This is a genomic window from Delftia sp., from assembly GCF_059499305.1.
In genome coordinates this window covers 20,748-37,688 of sequence record NZ_JCABYI010000033.1, presented here as the reverse complement: position 1 = coordinate 37,688, position 16,941 = coordinate 20,748, and the positions used below count along the sequence as shown (strand labels likewise).

At 67.4% G+C, this 16,941-nt stretch carries 16 protein-coding genes; 6 read left to right on the top strand and 10 right to left on the bottom strand.

Features of this window, described 5'->3' with window-relative positions:
* Positions 1-297 precede the first annotated feature (297 nt).
* Positions 298-1,707 (bottom strand): metalloprotease PmbA, encoded by a 1,410-nt coding sequence (gene pmbA, locus AC5I49_RS23500; protein WP_016453829.1) that lies wholly within the window; start codon positions 1,705-1,707, stop codon positions 298-300.
* A gap of 66 nt (positions 1,708-1,773) precedes the next feature.
* Here pmbA and yjgA point away from each other — a divergent pair, with 66 nt between their 5' ends.
* Together yjgA and mog are read left to right on the top strand one after the other, a co-directional pair.
* Positions 1,774-2,451 carry a ribosome biogenesis factor YjgA gene (yjgA, locus tag AC5I49_RS23495; RefSeq protein ID WP_016449652.1) on the top strand — a complete coding sequence of 226 codons (678 nt, stop codon included), beginning with the start codon at positions 1,774-1,776 and terminating at the stop codon, positions 2,449-2,451.
* Positions 2,444-3,049: a molybdopterin adenylyltransferase gene (mog, locus tag AC5I49_RS23490; protein ID WP_047325804.1), complete on the top strand. Its 606-nt coding sequence runs from the start codon at positions 2,444-2,446 to the stop codon at positions 3,047-3,049. The genes yjgA and mog overlap by 8 nt, the downstream gene beginning before the upstream one ends.
* 104 nt (positions 3,050-3,153) lie before the next feature.
* Here the strand turns inward: mog and AC5I49_RS23485 are convergent, their stop codons facing one another.
* Both AC5I49_RS23485 and AC5I49_RS23480 read right to left on the bottom strand, forming a co-directional pair.
* Positions 3,154-3,447 (bottom strand): hypothetical protein, encoded by a 294-nt coding sequence (locus AC5I49_RS23485; protein ID WP_082001488.1) that lies wholly within the window; start codon positions 3,445-3,447, stop codon positions 3,154-3,156.
* Positions 3,428-4,114 (bottom strand): helix-turn-helix transcriptional regulator, encoded by a 687-nt coding sequence (locus tag AC5I49_RS23480; protein ID WP_495789976.1) that lies wholly within the window; start codon positions 4,112-4,114, stop codon positions 3,428-3,430. Before AC5I49_RS23480 ends, AC5I49_RS23485 begins: the two co-directional genes overlap by 20 nt.
* Before the next feature lie 322 nt (positions 4,115-4,436).
* Between AC5I49_RS23480 and AC5I49_RS23475 the strand changes: the two genes are divergently transcribed.
* The 4 genes from AC5I49_RS23475 to AC5I49_RS23460 all read left to right on the top strand — a co-directional run bounded on the left by AC5I49_RS23475 (position 4,437) and on the right by AC5I49_RS23460 (position 10,447).
* The gene (locus tag AC5I49_RS23475) at positions 4,437-5,648 is read left to right on the top strand and encodes an ABC transporter substrate-binding protein (protein ID WP_016449656.1); all 1,212 of its coding nucleotides are present in this window, start codon (positions 4,437-4,439) and stop codon (positions 5,646-5,648) included.
* 290 nt (positions 5,649-5,938) lie between these two features.
* Positions 5,939-7,123 carry an efflux RND transporter periplasmic adaptor subunit gene (locus tag AC5I49_RS23470; protein WP_016449657.1) on the top strand — a complete coding sequence of 395 codons (1,185 nt, stop codon included), beginning with the start codon at positions 5,939-5,941 and terminating at the stop codon, positions 7,121-7,123.
* Between the two features lie 2 nt (positions 7,124-7,125).
* Complete coding sequence (locus AC5I49_RS23465; protein WP_495789975.1) at positions 7,126-9,072, top strand: MacB family efflux pump subunit; 1,947 nt, start codon at positions 7,126-7,128, stop codon at positions 9,070-9,072.
* A gap of 1 nt (position 9,073) precedes the next feature.
* Positions 9,074-10,447 (top strand): efflux transporter outer membrane subunit, encoded by a 1,374-nt coding sequence (locus AC5I49_RS23460; protein ID WP_034368627.1) that lies wholly within the window; start codon positions 9,074-9,076, stop codon positions 10,445-10,447.
* A gap of 38 nt (positions 10,448-10,485) precedes the next feature.
* Here the strand turns inward: AC5I49_RS23460 and AC5I49_RS23455 are convergent, their stop codons facing one another.
* From AC5I49_RS23455 to AC5I49_RS23425, 7 genes are all read right to left on the bottom strand, one after another.
* The gene (locus AC5I49_RS23455; protein WP_016453835.1) at positions 10,486-11,541 is read right to left on the bottom strand and encodes a porin; all 1,056 of its coding nucleotides are present in this window, start codon (positions 11,539-11,541) and stop codon (positions 10,486-10,488) included.
* 323 nt (positions 11,542-11,864) lie between these two features.
* Positions 11,865-12,212, bottom strand: a complete 348-nt coding sequence (locus AC5I49_RS23450) for an L-rhamnose mutarotase (RefSeq protein ID WP_279492982.1) — start codon at positions 12,210-12,212, stop codon at positions 11,865-11,867.
* 16 nt (positions 12,213-12,228) lie between these two features.
* On the bottom strand, positions 12,229-13,005 hold the full coding sequence (locus tag AC5I49_RS23445) for an SDR family oxidoreductase (protein ID WP_046241213.1): 777 nt from the start codon (positions 13,003-13,005) through the stop codon (positions 12,229-12,231).
* A gap of 16 nt (positions 13,006-13,021) precedes the next feature.
* Positions 13,022-13,957: an L-fucono-1,5-lactonase gene (locus AC5I49_RS23440; protein ID WP_495789974.1), complete on the bottom strand. Its 936-nt coding sequence runs from the start codon at positions 13,955-13,957 to the stop codon at positions 13,022-13,024.
* A gap of 3 nt (positions 13,958-13,960) precedes the next feature.
* Complete coding sequence (locus AC5I49_RS23435) at positions 13,961-15,238, bottom strand: L-fuconate dehydratase (RefSeq protein ID WP_495789973.1); 1,278 nt, start codon at positions 15,236-15,238, stop codon at positions 13,961-13,963.
* A 7-nt stretch (positions 15,239-15,245) separates the two neighbouring features.
* Entirely contained in the window at positions 15,246-16,136 is an 891-nt protein-coding gene (locus AC5I49_RS23430; RefSeq protein ID WP_495789972.1) for a fumarylacetoacetate hydrolase family protein, read from the bottom strand.
* 18 nt (positions 16,137-16,154) lie between these two features.
* A complete protein-coding gene (locus tag AC5I49_RS23425; protein ID WP_043791062.1) occupies positions 16,155-16,904 on the bottom strand; it encodes an SDR family oxidoreductase in 750 nt (249 codons plus the stop codon).
* Positions 16,905-16,941 lie beyond the last annotated feature (37 nt).

The following is a 16,941-nucleotide window of genomic DNA, read 5'->3' as shown; positions in this document are numbered from 1 at the left end:
CACGGGGCGCGACGGCATGCTTATAACCCAGCCGTACCACTGCATAAAAATCTTCGCCATCGCGAACCTGCGCGCTCTGTCACGGAAAAACGGCAAGGACCACGAAAGACGCAGTGATGCCTCAACAAAAACAACGGCTTGCAGAAATGCGAACCTCAGGGGAGGACAAAGGTCACTTGGGGTTCGCGGGACGCGAGCTGGTGCGGCCAACTGCGGCCGGGGCACGCGGTGACTGGGTGCCCACAAAAAAGCGGCCTTTCGGGCCGCTTTTCATCAGCATGCGCAGCCGCAAGCCGATCAGCTACCAGCCACCTTCATGCGGTTGATCAGGATAGAGCCCACGGTCTTGGCGCCGTAGTTGTAGGCATCTGCGCCCACGGCCTCGATGCCCTTGAGCATGTCCTTGAGGTTGCCTGCGATGGTGATCTCATGCACGGGGAAGGCGATTTCGCCGTTTTCCACCCAGAAGCCGCTGACGCCGCGCGAGTAGTCGCCGGTCACGTAGTTCACGCCCTGGCCCATGAGTTCGATCACGAACAGGCCCGTGCCCAGCTTCTTGAGCATGGCGGGCAGGTCGTCGCCGGCCTTGGTGCGGCGCGAGGTCATGACCAGGTTGTGCGATCCGCCGGCATTGCCGGTGGTCTTCATGCCCAGCTTGCGTGCCGAGTAGCTGGACAGGAAGTAGCCCTCGACGCGGCCGGCATCCACCACCTTGCGGGCCTGCACGCGCACGCCTTCCTCGTCGAAGGGCGAGCTGCCCTTGCCGCCGAGGATGAAGGGGTCTTCCGTGATGTCGATGTGCTTGGGGAAGACGGGCTTGCCCAGCGAGTCGAGCAGGAAGGTGCTGCGGCGGTACAGCGCGCCGCCGCTGACGGCCTGCACGAAGCTGCCCAGCAGGCCGGCGGCCAGCGTGGACTCGAACAGCACCGGGCATTCGGTGGTCGGGATCTTGCGGCTGCCCAGGCGGCTCAGGGCGCGCTGGGCGGCGTAGCGGCCCACGGCTTCGGGCGAGGCCAGGTCGGCCGCGTTGCGCATGGAGCTGTACCAGGCATCGCGCTGCATCTCGCCATTGCGGCCGGGCAGCGATGCGATGGGCGCCACCGACAGGCTGTGGCGCGAGCTGGCGTAGCCGCCACGGAAACCATTGGTATGGGCACTGAAGAAATGGCTTTGCTGGGCCGAAACGCCAGCGCCTTCGCTGTTGGTGATGCGCTTGTGCGTGCCCAGGGCAGCTTCTTCGCACTGCAGCGCCAGCTGCGCCGCAGCCTCGCTGGTCAGCTCCCAGGGGTGGAACAGCTGCAGGTCACGGTGGGTGCCGGGCGGGGCGATGTCGGCCGCATCGGGCAGGCCGGCCATGGGGTCCTCGGCGGTGAAGCGCGCGATGTCGTAGGCGGCCTGCACGGTCTGCTGGATGGCGGCATCCGAGAAGTCGGAGGTGCTGGCGTTGCCACGGCGGTTGCCCAGGTAGACGGTCACGCCCAGCGACTTGTCGCGGTTGCGCTCAACGGTCTCCAGCGCCCCCTTGCGCACACTCACGCTCAGGCCGCAGCCCTCGGAAGCCTCGGCTCCGGCGTCGGTGGCGCCGAGCTTCTTGGCATGGACCAGGGCACGGTCCACCAGGTCTTCAAAAAACGGTTGGCTGTAGCTGAAGCCGGAATCAGCCTGCGGTTTGGCGGTGCTTGCCGCGCGGGGACGGGGTTTTTTCATAGCGGCGGCTATGATAGCCGCCACTGCAGCGCCCTCCGCGCCGCCACTGTATTTGTCCCCTACCCCATGTCACGCAAACCCAAAAAAGGCTACTACGTCAAAGGTCACTTCGTTGCCGAAGGCAGCGAACTCGACCTGCAGCTCAAGGCCGAACTCAAAGGCACCCCCGACTCCAGCAAGACGGATCTCAAGCGCGAGTCCGACGCCTTGCAGGACCTCGGCAAGGATTTGCTGACGCTGCGCTCCGACCTGTTCAAGCGCCTGCAATTGCCCGACCAGCTGGCCGATGCCCTGGCCGAGGCCAAGCGCATCACCAATTTCGAAGGCAAGCGCCGCCAGATGCAGTACGTCGGCAAGCTCATGCGCAAGCTGGACGAGACCGAGATCGCCGCCGTGCGCGCCGCGCTGGACGAGCAGCACAACGGATCGGCCGCCGAGAAGATGGCCCTGCATGCGGCCGAGCAATGGCGCGACCGCCTGATTGCCGAGGAATCGGCCCTGTCCATCTGGCTGGACCATTTCCCCGACACAGACACCCAGCAGCTGCGCGCCCTGATCCGCCAGGCCCGCAAGGACATGCCGGGCGCCCATGAGGCCAATGTGCAGGAATCCACCGGCCTGGCCCAGCGCAAGGGCCGCGCCTACCGCGATCTGTTCCAGTTGGTGCGCCAGCAGTTGGGCGGCACGGGCCGCGAGACAGCCGAGGACGGTGACGGCGCTGGCGAGGAAGCTGACGATGAGTGAGCCCGTCCATGACGCCGTGCGCATCGGCATCGTCTCGATCAGCGACCGTGCCAGCAGCGGCGTCTATGAGGACAAGGGCCTGCCGGCCCTGCAGGACTGGCTCACCCGCGCGCTCAGGAACCCCATCACGTTCGAGCCGCGCCTGATCCCCGACGAGCAGGCCGGCATCAGCGCCGCGCTGATCGAGCTGGTCGATGCCGGCTGCTGCCTGGTGCTGACCACGGGCGGCACCGGCCCCGCCCCGCGCGATGTCACGCCCGAAGCCACGCTGGCCGTGGCCGACAAGGAAATGCCGGGCTTTGGCGAGCAGATGCGCCAGATCAGCCTGGCCTTTGTGCCCACGGCGATCCTGTCGCGCCAGGTGGCGGTGATCCGTGGCAAGAGCCTGATCATCAACCTGCCGGGCCAGCCCAAGGCCATTGCCGAAACCCTGGAAGGTCTGAAGAACCCCGATGGCACGCAAAAGGTCAACGGCATCTTTGCGGCCGTGCCCTATTGCGTGGACCTGATCGGCGGGCCCTATCTGGAAACGGACGACAGCGTCTGCAAGGCTTTCCGCCCCAAGAGCGCAGTGCGCACCGCGCGACCTGCGGCCTGATCGCGCGGACACGGCAATCGACAAGCAGCCTACGGGCTGCTTTTTATTTTTTCAGCCCCTTGAACCAGCGCTGAATTCGGGCCCGCAATTGCCGTTTGCCGTCATCACCCAACGGCATGCCGCTTGCCAGTTTCAGTGCCGCATCGACCTGTACATGGCCATGCCCCATCAGTGCCATACTCGTGGAAGCGAGAGCCTTCGCCAATGGATCCGTCGATCCGGTCCGCCAGATCCGGAGCGTTGAGCGGATAGATGTCCGCCTCTGCGGACATCTTGAAAACCGGCTCGGGATACGGGATGGAGCCCAGGATTGCCTGACTTCCCACGATGACGAATTCATACTCATTCGTCACATCCCCGCTCGCACGAATGATGTGCTCAAGATCCTCTCGGTTCATAGGCCCGCCCTGTATCTCCCAATGCAACGCCCCGCTTGAGTTCCCCCACCTGCGCCCGTATCTGCTGGCGCACCTGTTCGGGCAGCACCGATGTCAGGGGCGAGGCCTGGCGCAGTTCCTGGGCCCTTCGCGTGCGGGCCAGGATGGTGCGCCAGCGGCCATTTTGCAAGACATCCTGCCACTGCCTCCACAGGCTGGCGGAATGCGAATCCCCCTGGCTCAACCACCTCTCCAACGTGTCCTGTGCCTGCTGCAGCAATGCCGGGTCAGATCGCACAAGGCGCACGGCTTCTTCATGCAATGCGAGGCTTTGCAGATCCTGCACTTCATGGCGCGCATCCTGCGCACGCACCAGAACCTGTACGACGGGCCTGGCATGGCGCGAACGGGCTGCGGCAGTTCCTGCGGGCGCGGGCTGCAGGGCGTCGCCCGCCAGCAATGCCAATTCTCCCCCTATGCCCAGTTCCGACATGACCCGCAGGTACGTGCCCATGGATGGCCCGGGATCGCCGGACTCGACTGCAGCGAGCGTGCTGCGGGATATGCCTACGCGCGAGGCCATCTCGACCGTGCCCAGCCCCTGCTCCTTGCGCAGGCGCTTGAGCCGGTCACCGAACTGCAAAAGCAGTTGGCGCTGAAGAAGGGTGGACTTTTCTGGCGTTTTCATTTGTCCATTATTCTAATCAAAACCTGAATTTTTGATTGTTTTTCTAGACAAATTAATTCAAGACCAGTGCTTTCGCATCTCCAAGTCACGGAACGGAAAAGCAGGTCCTGACGCGCGCACAAGCCACGGCCGGGATGCGCAGCGCATGGCGATCAATCAACGGGCCGGCCACGTTGCAAGGATGAGCGGCTGTACTGTCGCACCGGGGCCACCAAGCCCGTGCTTGCCCCAATGCGGCAGGCCCCTGTCCCTGCCAGCATGGAATCACCCCGGCCCCTGCGCAACAGCAGCGGGCTTTTTCCATCCAAAGCAAGGAGACTTCATGCAGCAACGCCCCAAGACATCGCTGATGACACCGCTGGCCCTGGCACTGTGCGCCGCCGCACTGGCAACGCCGGCCCTGGCGCAGCAGGACAAGGTTCGGATCGGCTTCATCACCGACATGTCCAGTCTCTATGCCGATGTCGAGGGCAAGAACGGCGCCGTGGCGATACAGATGGCCATCGACGACTACGGCGGCAAGCTGCTGGGCAAGCCCATCGAGCTGCTGACGGCCGACCACCAGAACAAGGCCGACATTGCCGCCAGCAAGGCGCGCGAGTGGATTGACACGCAGGGCATCAGCCTGGTGTTTGGCGGCACGAACTCGGCCACGGCCCTGTCCATGGCCAAGGTGGCGCAGGAGAAAAAGCGGGTCTTCATCGACAACGGCGCGGGCAGCTCGGCGCTGACCAACGAGCAGTGCAGCCCCTACACCGTGCACTACGCCTTCGACACCGTGGCCCTGGCCAAGGGCACGGGCGCGGCCGTGGTGGAGGCCGGAGGCAAGAGCTGGTACTTCGTGACCGCCGACTATGCCTTTGGCCATGCGCTGGAGGCCGATACCACCAAGATCATCGAGGCGCGCGGCGGCAAGGTGCTGGGCTCGGTCAAGACGCCGCTGAACGCCAGCGACTTCTCCAGCTTCATGCTGCAGGCGCAGAACTCCAAGGCCCAGATCCTGGGCCTGGCCAACGCGGGTGGCGACACCATCAACTCCATCAAGGCCGCGCGCGAGTTCGGCGTGACCAAGGACATGAAGCTGGCCGGCCTGCTGGTGTTCTTCACCGACGTGCACAGCCTGGGCCTGAAGAACACGCAGGGCATGCAGTTCACCACCAGCTGGTACTGGGACATGAACGATGCCTCGCGCAAGTTCGCCGACGCCTTCATGGCCAAGACCCAGCGCCGCCCCAGCGAAATCCATGCGGCCGACTACTCGGCCACCATGAACTGGCTCAAGGCCGTGGAAAAGGCCGGCACGCTGGATGCCGACAAGGTCATGGCCACCTGGCGCGGCATGAAGATGGATGACTTCTTCGGCAGCGGCTACCTGCGCGAGGACGGCCGCTACGTGCACGACATGTACCTGATGGAAGTGAAATCCCCGGCCGAATCCAAGGGCACCTGGGACTACTACAAGCTGGTCAAGAAGCTGCCGGCCGAGCAGGTCTGGACCACCAAGGCCGAGAGCAAGTGCCAATATTGGCGGTAAACATCGCTCCCCCTGAGCGGCTTCGCCGCTTCCCCCAGAGGGGGACGACACCCTCGGGGCGGGGCGGCCCTTCCTCGGTGTCCCTGATTTGCGGCTGGGGGGTCAACATGTCCCCGCCATAAGACAGAGTTGCGAGGTTTCAGGCGTATCCCAGGCCTGCTCTCCACTGAATCTCCATGCCTTGGTCAATGCCGGGACATCGAACCGCGCCAGACTGGTAAGTTCGAGCATCTGGCGCGGCGCCGGGCAGGGACTGTCTCCCCTGCGGCCGACCGCGCGGCAGGGGAAGAATGAAGTTCAATCGCAAATGGGCCATGGTCGCCGTCGCAGGCGCATGCATGGTCGCAGGCCTGGTGTGGTGGAAGGCCAGTGCCAAGCCCTCCACCCAATTCGCAACCGCACCCGTCACCGTCGGCGACCTGGAGCAGACCGTGCTCGCCGTGGGCCGGCTGCACCCCAAGGAACTGGTGGCCGTGGGCGCCCAGGTCTCGGGCCAGGTCCGGCGCCTGCACGTGGAGCTGGGCCAGAAGGTCAAGGCCGGCGAGCTGATCGCCGAAGTCGATGCCCAGCCGCAGCGCATCAAGCTGCGCAATGCCGAGGCATCCGTCACCGCCTTGCAGGCCCAGCTGGCCGCGCGGCGCGCGGCGCTGGTGCAGGCCCGGCTGACCTTCCAGCGCCAGCAGGAGCTGCTGCAGGCCGACGCCACCTCGCGCGCCGACCATGAAGCCGCCAAGGCTGCGCTGGACACCGCGCTGGCCGATGTCGGCGCCCTTCAGGCACAGATAGAGCAGGCACGCACCCAGGTGGAGACCGAGCGCATCAACCTGGGCTACACCCGCATCGTCGCGCCCATGGACGGCGTGATCGTGGCGGTGGTCACCAAGCAGGGCCAGACCCTGAACTCCTTCCAGACCACGCCCACCATCGTCATGCTGGCCAAGCTCGACGTGATGACTGTGCGCGCCGAGATTGCCGAGGCCGACGTGGACAAGATCCAGCTGGGCCAGACGGTCTGGTTCACCACGCTGGGCAGTGGCCGCCAGCGCCACACCGCCACGATCGAGCGCATAGAGCCTGCGCCCGCCTCCATCGCCACGGACGCCACCGCTGGCGCAGCGACCGCCACCGGCGCCCAGGCCGCCAAGGCCATCTACTACAACGCCCAGTTCGACGTGCCCAACCCGGAAGGCAAGCTGCGCCCCTCCATGACCGCCCAGGTCACCGTGCGCGTGGCCCAGGCCGACAAGGCCGTGCTCATGCCGGCCGCCGCGCTGGGCAGCCGCGATGCCGACGACAACTACAGCGTGCGCGTGCGCGATGCCCAGGGCCAGGTCACCGAGCGCAAGGTGCGCGTGGGCCTGCGCACCAACGCCCAGGCCCAGGTGCTGTCGGGGCTGGAGCCCGGCGAGCAGGTGGTGATCGGCGAGGCCAGCCCCGGCGGCAAGCCGGCCGGCAGCGACCCGATGGGAATGTAAGCATGGACCATGCATTGCTGCAGATGCAGGGCCTGCGCCGGGAGTTTCCTGCGGGCGACACCACGGTGGCGGTACTCAAGGACATAGACCTGACCATCGAGGCCGGCGAGATGGTGGCCATCGTCGGCGCCTCGGGCTCGGGCAAGTCCACGCTGATGAACATCCTCGGCTGCCTGGACCATCCGACCTCGGGCAGCTACCGCATCGCGGGCCGCGAGACCAGCGAGCTGGGGCCCGACGCGCTGGCCGCGCTGCGGCGCGAGCATTTCGGCTTCATCTTCCAGCGCTACCACCTGCTGCCCGACCTCACGGCCCAGGGCAATGTGGAGCTGCCATCGGTCTACGCCGGCACGGCGCCCACGGACCGCCATGCGCGCTCGGCCGCCCTGCTCGAACGCCTGGGCCTGGCCGACCGCATGCAGCACCGGCCAAGCCAGCTGTCGGGCGGGCAGCAGCAGCGCGTGTCCATTGCGCGTGCGCTGATGAACGGCGGCGCCGTCATCCTGGCCGACGAGCCCACGGGCGCGCTGGACAAGGCCAGCGGCGAGCAGGTCATGCGCATCCTGCAGGAGCTGCATGCCGACGGCCACACCATCATCCTGGTCACGCACGACATGGCCGTCGCCGCCCACGCCACGCGCGTGATCGAGATCAGCGACGGCGCCATCATTGCCGACCGGCGCAGCACCCCGCACGAAGCCAGGCCGCCCGTGGAGCCGGCATCCGGCGCGCGCCGGGCCTCCTGGCGCGGACTGTCGGACCGCTTTGGCGAGGCCCTGCGCATGGCCCTGCGCGCCATGAACGCCCACCGCCTGCGCACCTTCCTGACCATGCTGGGCATCATCATCGGCATCTCGGCCGTGGTCTCGGTGGTGGCGCTGGGGCGCGGTGCGCAGCAGCAGGTGATGAACCAGATCAGCGAGCTGGGCACGAACACGCTGGACATCTTTCCCGGCAAGGACTTCGGCGACACGCGCGCGGCCGCCATCGAGACCCTGGTCGCCGCCGACGCCCAGGCCCTGGCCGAGCAGCCCTACGTGGACAGCGCCACGCCCAATGTGTCGGTCGGCGTCACGGCGCTGTACCGCGAGAACGCGGCCACGGCCCAGGTGACGGGCGTGGGCTTCGAGCACTTTCGCGTGCGCGGCCTGCGCCTGGCATCGGGCCGCTTCTTCGACCAGCGCGACGTGGACCTGCACGCCCAGGTGGCGGTGATCGACCAGAAGACCGCCACCGCCCTGTTCCCCACCAACCCCAGCCCGCTGGGCGAGGTCGTGCTGCTGGGCCAGATGCCCGTGGAAATCGTCGGCGTGCTCCGGCCTGCGCAAAACAGCTTCGGCGGCTCCACGCCCACCTTCTTCGTGCCCTACACCGCAGCCGCCACGCGCCTGGTCGGCAAGTACCACCTGGACAGCATCACGCTGCGCATCAAGGACGCGGTGCCGGCCGAGATCGCGCAAAAGGCCGCCACCAGCCTGCTGACCGAGCGCCATGGCACCAAGGACTTCTTCATCTGGAACTCCGACCAGATCCGCCAGGCCATCACGCGCACCAGCACCACGCTGACGCTGCTGGTCTCGGCCATCGCCATGATCGCGCTGCTGGTGGGCGGCATCGGCGTGATGAACATCATGCTGGTGTCGGTGACCGAGCGCACGCGCGAGATCGGCGTGCGCATGGCCATCGGCGCGCGCCAGTCGGACATCCTTCAGCAGTTCCTGATCGAGGCCGTGCTGGTCTGCATCGTCGGCGGCATCCTGGGCGTGTCGCTGGCGCTGGGCCTGGGGCTGGCCGTCAGCCTGTCCGGCAGCAGCTTCCAGCTGTCGTTCTCGGCCGCCTCCATCGTGCTGGCCGTGGCCTGCTCCTCCCTCATCGGGATCGGCTTCGGCTTCCTGCCGGCGCGCAGTGCTGCGCGCCTCGACCCCGTACAGGCTCTATCGAGAGATTGACATGCATATGCTGAAGACCGGCGTGCTGGCATGCGCAGTGGCCCTGGCCGGCTGCGGCGCCATCACGCGCACAACCTACGAGGCGCCGCAGGTGGCGCTGCCCGCACAGTTCGAGCATGCGCAGCCCTCGGCGGCCGCGCCTGCGCCCGAGGCATGGTGGCGCGCCTTCGGCGATCCGCGCCTGGATGCATGGATCGACATGGCCCTTGCGCGCAACCCCGACCTGGCAACGGCAGGCATCCGCGTGCGCCGCGCCGCGCTGCAGGCGCAGCTGGCGGGCCGCGCCCTGCTGCCGCAACCCGGCGGCACGCTCAGCACCGGGGCCAGCCGGCCGCTGTCCGGCAGCCCGCGCAGCACGCTGGAGACGTCCAGCGCCACGCTGAGCGTGGGCTGGGAGCTGGACCTGTTCGACCGCCTGGGTGCCCAGCGCGATGCGGCCGTCTTCGAGGCCCAGGCCAGTGAGCAGGACAGGCAGGCCGTGGCCCTGTCCCTGGCGGCCACCACCGCCAGCCTGTACTGGCAACTGGCCCTGGCCAACGAGCGCCTGGAATTTGCGCGGCAAAGCCTGGAGTACACACGCCGCACCGGCGAGCTGGTGGAGGCGCAGTACCGCAGCGGCGCCGTATCCAGCCTGGAACGGCGCGAGGCCCGGCAGGCGCTGGCCGAGCAGCAGGCGCTGCTCAGCCAGTACACGCAGGCCCGCGCCGAACTGCGGCAGGCGCTCAACGAGCTGCTCCTGGGCGCCGAGGCACCCGGTGGCGAGCCGCAGGCCCTGCCCACGGGCGCGCTGCCTGCCATTGCCGCAGGACTGCCCGCCGAACTGCTGGGCCGCCGCCCCGACCTGCGCGCCGCCGAACTGCGGCTGCGCGCCTCCCTGGCCAGCAGCGATGCGGCCACCGCGCGCTACTACCCCACGCTGTCGCTGACCGGCAGCCTGGGGGGCTCCAGCAACTCGCTGCTCGACCTGCTGGCCAACCCCGTGGCGGCCCTGGGCGCCAGCATGACCCTGCCCTTTCTGAACGTGGGCGAGATGCGGCTGAACACCGCCATTGCGCGCAACCAGCATGAAGAGGCCGTGGTCAACTTCCGCAAGTCGCTGTACGCCGCGCTGGCGGAAACGGAAAAAGCCCTGTCCGCCCGCACCGAGCTGGCCAGCCAGGAGCAGGCACAGCAGCGCGTCATGCAGGAATCGGCAGAAATCACCCGCCTGTACGAGGCACGCTACCGCGCAGGCCAGGTACCCCTGCGCACCTGGCTGGATGCGCAGGAGCGCAGCCGCAACGCACAGCTGGCCCTGTCGGCCCTGCACCTGGCGCAACTGCAAAACCAGGTGACGATCAACAAGGTGCTGGGCGGCGGATGGCAAGCCCCTTGAGCAAGGGCCGGCAACCTCCGCCAAAGTGCCCGCCCCGGTCAGAACGAATGCGCCATGCCCAGGTACAGGCCGGTCTGGCTGCCGCCCGGCGCCGGGTTATTGTTGGTGGTCTCCACCGAGAAGTTCGCATTGCCGCCATTGCGCACATTGCCCACGCTGGCGTACAGCAGCGTGCGCCTGGACAGCGCGTAGTCGGCACCCGCCATGAACAGGTTGGCGCTGCCGCCGCCGTTGTTGACCGTGGTGCGGTAGCCCGCCCCGATCAGCGTCAGCGGGCCTGACACCTTGTAGCGCGCGCCCATCCAGTACTGCCGCGCCTTGTTGGGCACGCCAGCCGCGCTGTCGGGCGCAGACAGCTGCTCATAGCCCGCGAACAGCTTGAGCGCGGACAGCGTCACCGTGCCGCCCAGCGTCAGGTTGCGGGATGTGGTGTACAGATCGCTGAAGCGGCCATTGGCATCGCGGGCCACATCGTAGATGGCGCGCAACTCGAACGTGGGCGCGGTATAGGACACCGACAGCGCATTCTTGCGCAGCCGCGATGCGCCCTGCGGCTGCTCGCCCAGGCCGGTCAGCGCCAGCACGCGCAGGCCGCCCCAGCTGGGCGTTTCGTACGAGACCATGTTGTCATGCCCGCCCCAGTTGCGCCCCCGCACCAGCGTGGCCGAGCCGATGAACTGCTGGCCCGTGGGGTCCAGCGCCCAGTGCGCATCCGAGATCGACAGGTCCTTGCCCAGCTTCAGCGTGCCCCAGCCGCTGCGCAGGCCCACGAAGGTGCGGCGGTTGAAGAAACCTGCGCCGTTGAACCTGGCATCGTCGATGCTGAAGCCCGACTCCAGCGTGAACAGCGCATGCAGCCCTCCGCCCAGGTCCTCCTCCCCCTTGAAACCCAGCATGCTCGTGCCCCACTGGTTGCCCACGGCCCGCCACAGGCTGCCGGAGCCCCCCGTGGCCGGGTCGTACACATTGTTCTGGTAGTCCACCCCCGCGACCACACGCCCATAGAGCGTGACCGAACTCTGGGCCTGGGCCGCCAGGGCCGTGCCCAATGCAAGCGCGGCCAGGCCAGCGCTGCGGATCATGCGTTTATTCATCTCCCTCTCCTCCTTGACATTGCCGATTGGCGAAAATCCCCATGGCCGCAGCACGGCTGCCATGGGGAGCAGCTTGAAACCGGTCGCCAGCCCCTTTTCTTGTGCTTCTTGTTCTTGTGCTTCTTGCTATTGCGGGTGCATGCAGCCCCGTGGTTGCGATGCCCTGCAGGCTGCTTTCATGAATTCTCCGCAGGGATGGCGCCAGGCCTGAGCGATTCATGCGCAGACCTATGCATTTGCGGCGCGGGCGCCCCGGTGTTTTCCCCTGGAAGGGGGTTGAGCGACGTTCGGGGATGGGGCATGGCCGACGGATGCTCAGTCGCTCACTCCTGCGCAGAATCCTCCAGCCGAAAAATGCAGGCCATGGGCGTCCACTTGTCTCCAGGTGGTGTCCACGGCGTGGGGGCCTGAAAGGCCCACATCAGGTCTTCCCATTCGCACAACTTCGGATCGGTGGCGGAGGCAAGGGCCATGGCCCGGGCGTCATGCACTGCGTCATCGGTGTCCATCACCATCACCATGCGCGTGCCAAGGCGGTGGATTTCCATGCCGGTGACGCCATGGCTGCGCAGATGCGCAGCCACCTCCGGCCAGATCCGGTGATGCAGGGCTTCATAGCGGGCGATCAGCGCCGGGTCATCCCTGAGGTCGAGTGCAAGGCATTGGCGCATGGTGTCTCCATGATGGTCAGGTCAGCGCGCGGTCCAGGTGGGTATAGCCGCCATCGACGAACAGCCATTGCCCCGTGGTGTGCGATGCCCGCTCGGACAGAAGAAAGACGACCGTGTCCGCAATCTCCTCGGCCGCCGTCATGCGCCGGCCCAGCGGAATCCGGGCGCTGATCTGTTCCAGCTGGCGCCCGGGGTCGTCGAAGCGGCCCAGCCAGTGCAGGTACATCGGCGTCATCACCTCGGCGGGCACCACGGCATTGACGCGCACGCCATCGGCTGCCAGCGCGGCAGCCCATTCGCGCGTCAGCGAGAGCTGGGCCCCCTTGGCCGCGCAGTAGCCGCTGGCCTGGCCCTGCCCGGTCAGCGCGGTCTTGGACGAGATGTTGACGATGGAGCCACGGCTGGCCTTGAGGTGTGGCAGGCAATGGTGGGCCATGACGTAGTAGTGCACCAGGTTGGCCTGCAGCGAGCGCACGAAGGCGTCGCGCCCTGCCTCCAGGCCCACGCCGTCATTGATGCCCGCGTTGTTCACCAGGCCGTCGATGTGGCCGCAGTCCGCCGCAGCGCGGGCCACCATCTCTCCGCATGCCTGTTCATCGACCAGGTCGAAGCGGAAGTGGCGGGCCCGGGGCTGCAGCTCCATGAGCTGCGCCTCGAACCGCGCGGACATGGTGTCCTTGCCGCAGATCAGCGGAATCGCACCTTCACCGGCCAGCCGCAGCGAGATGGCCGCCCCGATGCCGCTGGCACCGCCCGTGACGATGAAGGTCTTGTCTTTCAGGTTCAGGTCCATGCTGCCTCCCATGTGGTCAGGTCATGCCTTGCGGCTGCAGGCCGTAGCAGCGCGCGGCGGTGCCGCCCCACAGCGCCTCACGCTCGGAGGCCGACAGCCGCGACGACGCCCAGCCATCCACCAGCTCAAAGACCGTGGCGTATGGCGCGGCCAGCAGGCAGACCGGCCAGTCGGAGCCAAACATCAGCCGCTGCGGACCGAACACCTGCAAGGCCGTGTCCAGGCATTGGAGCAGGCAGGCCCGGTCAGGCTCGCGCAGGCCGGATCGCCAGTCGGCCTCGGTCACCAGGCCCGAGAGCTTGCACGCGACATGCGACAGCGGGGCGAAGCGCTGCAGCGATGCCTGCCAGCGGCCGAACGCGGCCTGGGCCTGGCCCTTGTGCTGGTCCCGGGCCAGCCCGGCCAGTGGCGGCTTGCCCAGGTGATCCAGCACCATCCAGTGCGCGTCATGCCGTGCACACAAGGCGGCGGCCGCGTCCATCTGGTGGTCGAACACCAGCACGTCATAGGCCCAGCCCTGGCGCTGCAACAAGGCCATGCCGCGCCCGAATGCGGCGCAGCCCAGAAAGGCTGCGGCATCGGGCTCGTCCTGCACCTGATGGCGCCAGCCGCACAGCCTCGGCTCGGCACGCCAGTCCTGCAGGCGCTCGCCCAGGCCCTCGCAGGTCAGGTCTTCCCACCCCACCACGCCGCGTATCCAGTCATTGCGCCGCGCCAGCTCCAGCAGGAACCGCGTCTCATCGACCGTGGCGCGCGCCTGCACGGCGATGGCGCCCGTGAAGCCGCAGGCAGACAGCTGGGGCAGGAGATGGCCGGGCGTGCGGTCCACCGCCAGGGCCCGCATGTCCGCGCCTATCCATGGATAGTCCCCGGCGCTGTAGCGCCAGAAATGCAGGTGTGCATCGATGCGCGGATGCAAAAGTGAATGGGAATGGGAATGGGACAGGGCCATGGCTCAGGCCTGGAAGCGATACCTGGCCAGAGATTCCGGCTTCATCGTGATGGAAAAGCCGGGCGCACCGGGAGGCATATAGGCCGCATTGCGCACCACGCAGGGATCCACGAAGTGCTCGTGCAGATGGTCCACGTACTCGATCACGCGCCCGTCACGCGTGCCGGACACGCAGACGAAATCGATCATGGACAGATGCTGCACATACTCGCAAAGGCCCACGCCCCCGGCATGCGGACACACGGGCAGACCGTACTTTGCGGCCAGCAGGAGTACCAGCAGCACCTCGTTGACCCCTCCCAGCCGGCAGGCGTCGATCTGCACCACGTCGATGGCGCCACGCAGGATGAACTGCTTGAAGAGAATGCGGTTCTGGCACATCTCTCCAGAGGCGACCTGGACCGGGGCGACGGCTTCGCGCACCGCGCGGTGGCCCTCCACATCGTCAGGGCTGGTCGGCTCCTCGATGAACCAGGGCCTAGCAAAGGCCAACTGCCGCACCCAGCCGATGGCCTGCCCCACCTCCCAGGCCTGGTTGGCGTCGATCATCAGCTGGCGGTCCGGCCCCAGCTCCTCACGCGCGATGGACACGCGCCGGATATCGTCCTGCAGGCTGCGCCCCACCTTGAGCTTGACGTGGTTGAAGCCGCCGGCCACCGCCTCGCGGCACAGGCGGCGCAGCTTGTCGTCGTCATAGCCCAGCCAGCCGGCCGAGGTCGTGTAGCAGGGATAGCCCTCGCGCTCCAGCACGCCGATGCACTCGGCCTTGCGCGGCGACTGGCGATGCAGCAGTTCCAGCGCCTGGGCTTCGGTCAGGGCATCCGTCATGTAGCGGAAGTCCAGCGCGCGGACGAACTCCTCGGGCGTGAAATCGGCCACAAGACGCCACAGCGGCTTGCCCTCGGCCTTGGCCCACAGGTCCCACACGGCATTGACCACGGCGCCGGTGGCCAGGTGCATCGCCCCCTTGTCCGGGCCGATCCAGCGCAACTGGCTGTCGGAGGTGATGTGGCGCCAGAAGCGCCCCATGTCCTCCCGGATCCAGTCGAGCTCCATGCCCTCCACCAGGTGGCGCATGGCCTCGATGGCGGCGCAGCAGACCTCGTTGCCGCGCCCGATGGTGAAGGTCAGCCCGTGCCCCTCAAGGCCGGGCGTGTCCGTCTCCAGGATCACATAGGCGGCGGAGTAGTCCGGGTCCGGGTTCATGGCGTCAGACCCATCCAGGTGACTGGAGGTCGGAAAGCGCACATCGAGCACGCGCAGGGACAGGATTCGCGTCATGGTCTTCTCAGGCCTTGCCGGTTGTCGAGGGATGCGGTTGCGCGCGGGCCGCCACCATGGTCTGGCGCTGCTCGCCCAGGCCGGCGATGCCCAGCCGCATGGCCTGCCCGGCACGCAGGTACATGGGCGGCTTCTGGCCCATGCCCACGCCCGGCGGCGTGCCGGTGGAGATCACATCGCCCGGTTGCAGGCTCATGAAGCGGCTCAGGTAGCTGACGAGAAAGGCCACGCCGAACACCATGGTGGCCGTGCTGCCGTCCTGCATGCGCCGGCCGTCCACATCCAGCCACATGCGCAGCGCCTGCGGATCGGGCACCTCGTCGGCCGTGACCAGCCAGGGCCCCAGCGGGCCGAAGCCGTCGCAGCCCTTGCCCTTGTCCCAGGTGCCGCCGCGCTCGAGCTGGTACTCGCGCTCGGAGATGTCGTTGACCACGCAATAGCCCGCCACGTGCCGCATGGCACGGGCCTCGTCGATATGGCGCCCGCCCTGGCCTATGACCAAGCCAAGCTCCACCTCCCAATCCGTCTTCACGGAGCCGGGCGGAATCTCGATGGCGTCGTCCGGGCCGCAGATGGCACTGGTCCACTTGCCAAACACCACGGGCTCGGGCGGCACCTGCATGCCGGCCTCGGCCGCATGGTCCGAGTAGTTGAGGCCTATGCACACGAACTTGCCCACCCGCCCCACGCAGGGGCCCAGACGCAGCGTGTGCTGCGGCACGCCTTCCACCAGGGGCAGCTGCAAGGGGTCCAGGGCGCCCAGTTGCGCCAGGCTGTCCGGCAGCAGCACTGGGCCGGCAATGTCGTCCACCACGCCCGAGAGGTCGCGCACACGCCCTTGCGCATCGAGCAGGCCCGGTCTTTCATGGCCCCTGGGGCCGTATCGCAGCAATTTCATGGAGCAGTCCTGTGCAGTTCAGTTGGACCAGCCACCGTCGATCACGCTCAGCGTGCCGGTGACGAAGCGGGATTCATCGCTGGCGAGATAGGTGGCCAGCGCGGCGATTTCCTCGGGCCGACCCACCCGCCCCATGGGCTGGCGCGCCACGAAGGCGGCGCGCACCTGCTGCAGCGGCACGCCCTGCTGCCGGGCCTGGCCGGCGATGCGCGCCTGCAGCGACGGGGACTCCACCGTGCCAGGGCAGATGGCGTTGCAGCGTATTCCCTGCGTGACGAAGTCGGCCGCCACGGCCTTGGTCAGCCCGACCACGGCAGCCTTGGTGGCGCCATAGGCATGGCGAAGGGGCACGCCCTTCACGCTGGAGGCCGCGGACGACATGTTGATGATCGAGCCGCCGCCCTGGGCCAGCATGGCGGGCAGCAGGGCGCGGATGATGCGGTGCATGGAGGTGACGTTGAGCTGCCACGCAAAGGCCCAGTCCTCGTCACTGCAGTCCAGGATGCTGCCGTGGTGCACGAAGCCCGCGCAGTTGAGCAGTGCGTCAAAGGCCCTCTCCTGCCCGGCCAGTGCCAGGATGTCTTGCGCATCGGTCACATCCAGCCGCCGCGTACGCAGGCCGTCCCGTCCCTCCAGTTCTGCCAGCGCCTGCATGTCGATGTCGGTGGCCAGCACGCTGGCCCCCTCGCGGGCAAACATCAGCGCGCAGGCACGCCCTATGCCCTGCCCGGCTGCGGTGACGAGAATGTGTTTTCCGGCGAGTCTCATGGAGCCATTCCTTCCCTTGAAAAGCTTCTGCTTGGGC

Excerpts from the sequence above, each read along its gene's own strand:
- pmbA (WP_016453829.1), bottom strand. The coding sequence starts at position 1,707 with ATGAAAAAACCCCGTCCCCGCGCGGCAAGCACCGCCAAACCGCAGGCT.
- yjgA (WP_016449652.1), top strand. The coding sequence starts at position 1,774 with ATGTCACGCAAACCCAAAAAAGGCTACTACGTCAAAGGTCACTTCGTT.
- mog (WP_047325804.1), top strand. The coding sequence starts at position 2,444 with ATGAGTGAGCCCGTCCATGACGCCGTGCGCATCGGCATCGTCTCGATC.
- AC5I49_RS23485 (WP_082001488.1), bottom strand. The coding sequence starts at position 3,447 with ATGAACCGAGAGGATCTTGAGCACATCATTCGTGCGAGCGGGGATGTG.
- AC5I49_RS23480 (WP_495789976.1), bottom strand. The coding sequence starts at position 4,114 with ATGAAAACGCCAGAAAAGTCCACCCTTCTTCAGCGCCAACTGCTTTTG.
- AC5I49_RS23475 (WP_016449656.1), top strand. The coding sequence starts at position 4,437 with ATGCAGCAACGCCCCAAGACATCGCTGATGACACCGCTGGCCCTGGCA.
- AC5I49_RS23470 (WP_016449657.1), top strand. The coding sequence starts at position 5,939 with ATGAAGTTCAATCGCAAATGGGCCATGGTCGCCGTCGCAGGCGCATGC.
- AC5I49_RS23465 (WP_495789975.1), top strand. The coding sequence starts at position 7,126 with ATGGACCATGCATTGCTGCAGATGCAGGGCCTGCGCCGGGAGTTTCCT.
- AC5I49_RS23460 (WP_034368627.1), top strand. The coding sequence starts at position 9,074 with ATGCATATGCTGAAGACCGGCGTGCTGGCATGCGCAGTGGCCCTGGCC.
- AC5I49_RS23455 (WP_016453835.1), bottom strand. The coding sequence starts at position 11,541 with ATGAATAAACGCATGATCCGCAGCGCTGGCCTGGCCGCGCTTGCATTG.
- AC5I49_RS23450 (WP_279492982.1), bottom strand. The coding sequence starts at position 12,212 with ATGCGCCAATGCCTTGCACTCGACCTCAGGGATGACCCGGCGCTGATC.
- AC5I49_RS23445 (WP_046241213.1), bottom strand. The coding sequence starts at position 13,005 with ATGGACCTGAACCTGAAAGACAAGACCTTCATCGTCACGGGCGGTGCC.
- AC5I49_RS23440 (WP_495789974.1), bottom strand. The coding sequence starts at position 13,957 with ATGGCCCTGTCCCATTCCCATTCCCATTCACTTTTGCATCCGCGCATC.
- AC5I49_RS23435 (WP_495789973.1), bottom strand. The coding sequence starts at position 15,238 with ATGACGCGAATCCTGTCCCTGCGCGTGCTCGATGTGCGCTTTCCGACC.
- AC5I49_RS23430 (WP_495789972.1), bottom strand. The coding sequence starts at position 16,136 with ATGAAATTGCTGCGATACGGCCCCAGGGGCCATGAAAGACCGGGCCTG.
- AC5I49_RS23425 (WP_043791062.1), bottom strand. The coding sequence starts at position 16,904 with ATGAGACTCGCCGGAAAACACATTCTCGTCACCGCAGCCGGGCAGGGC.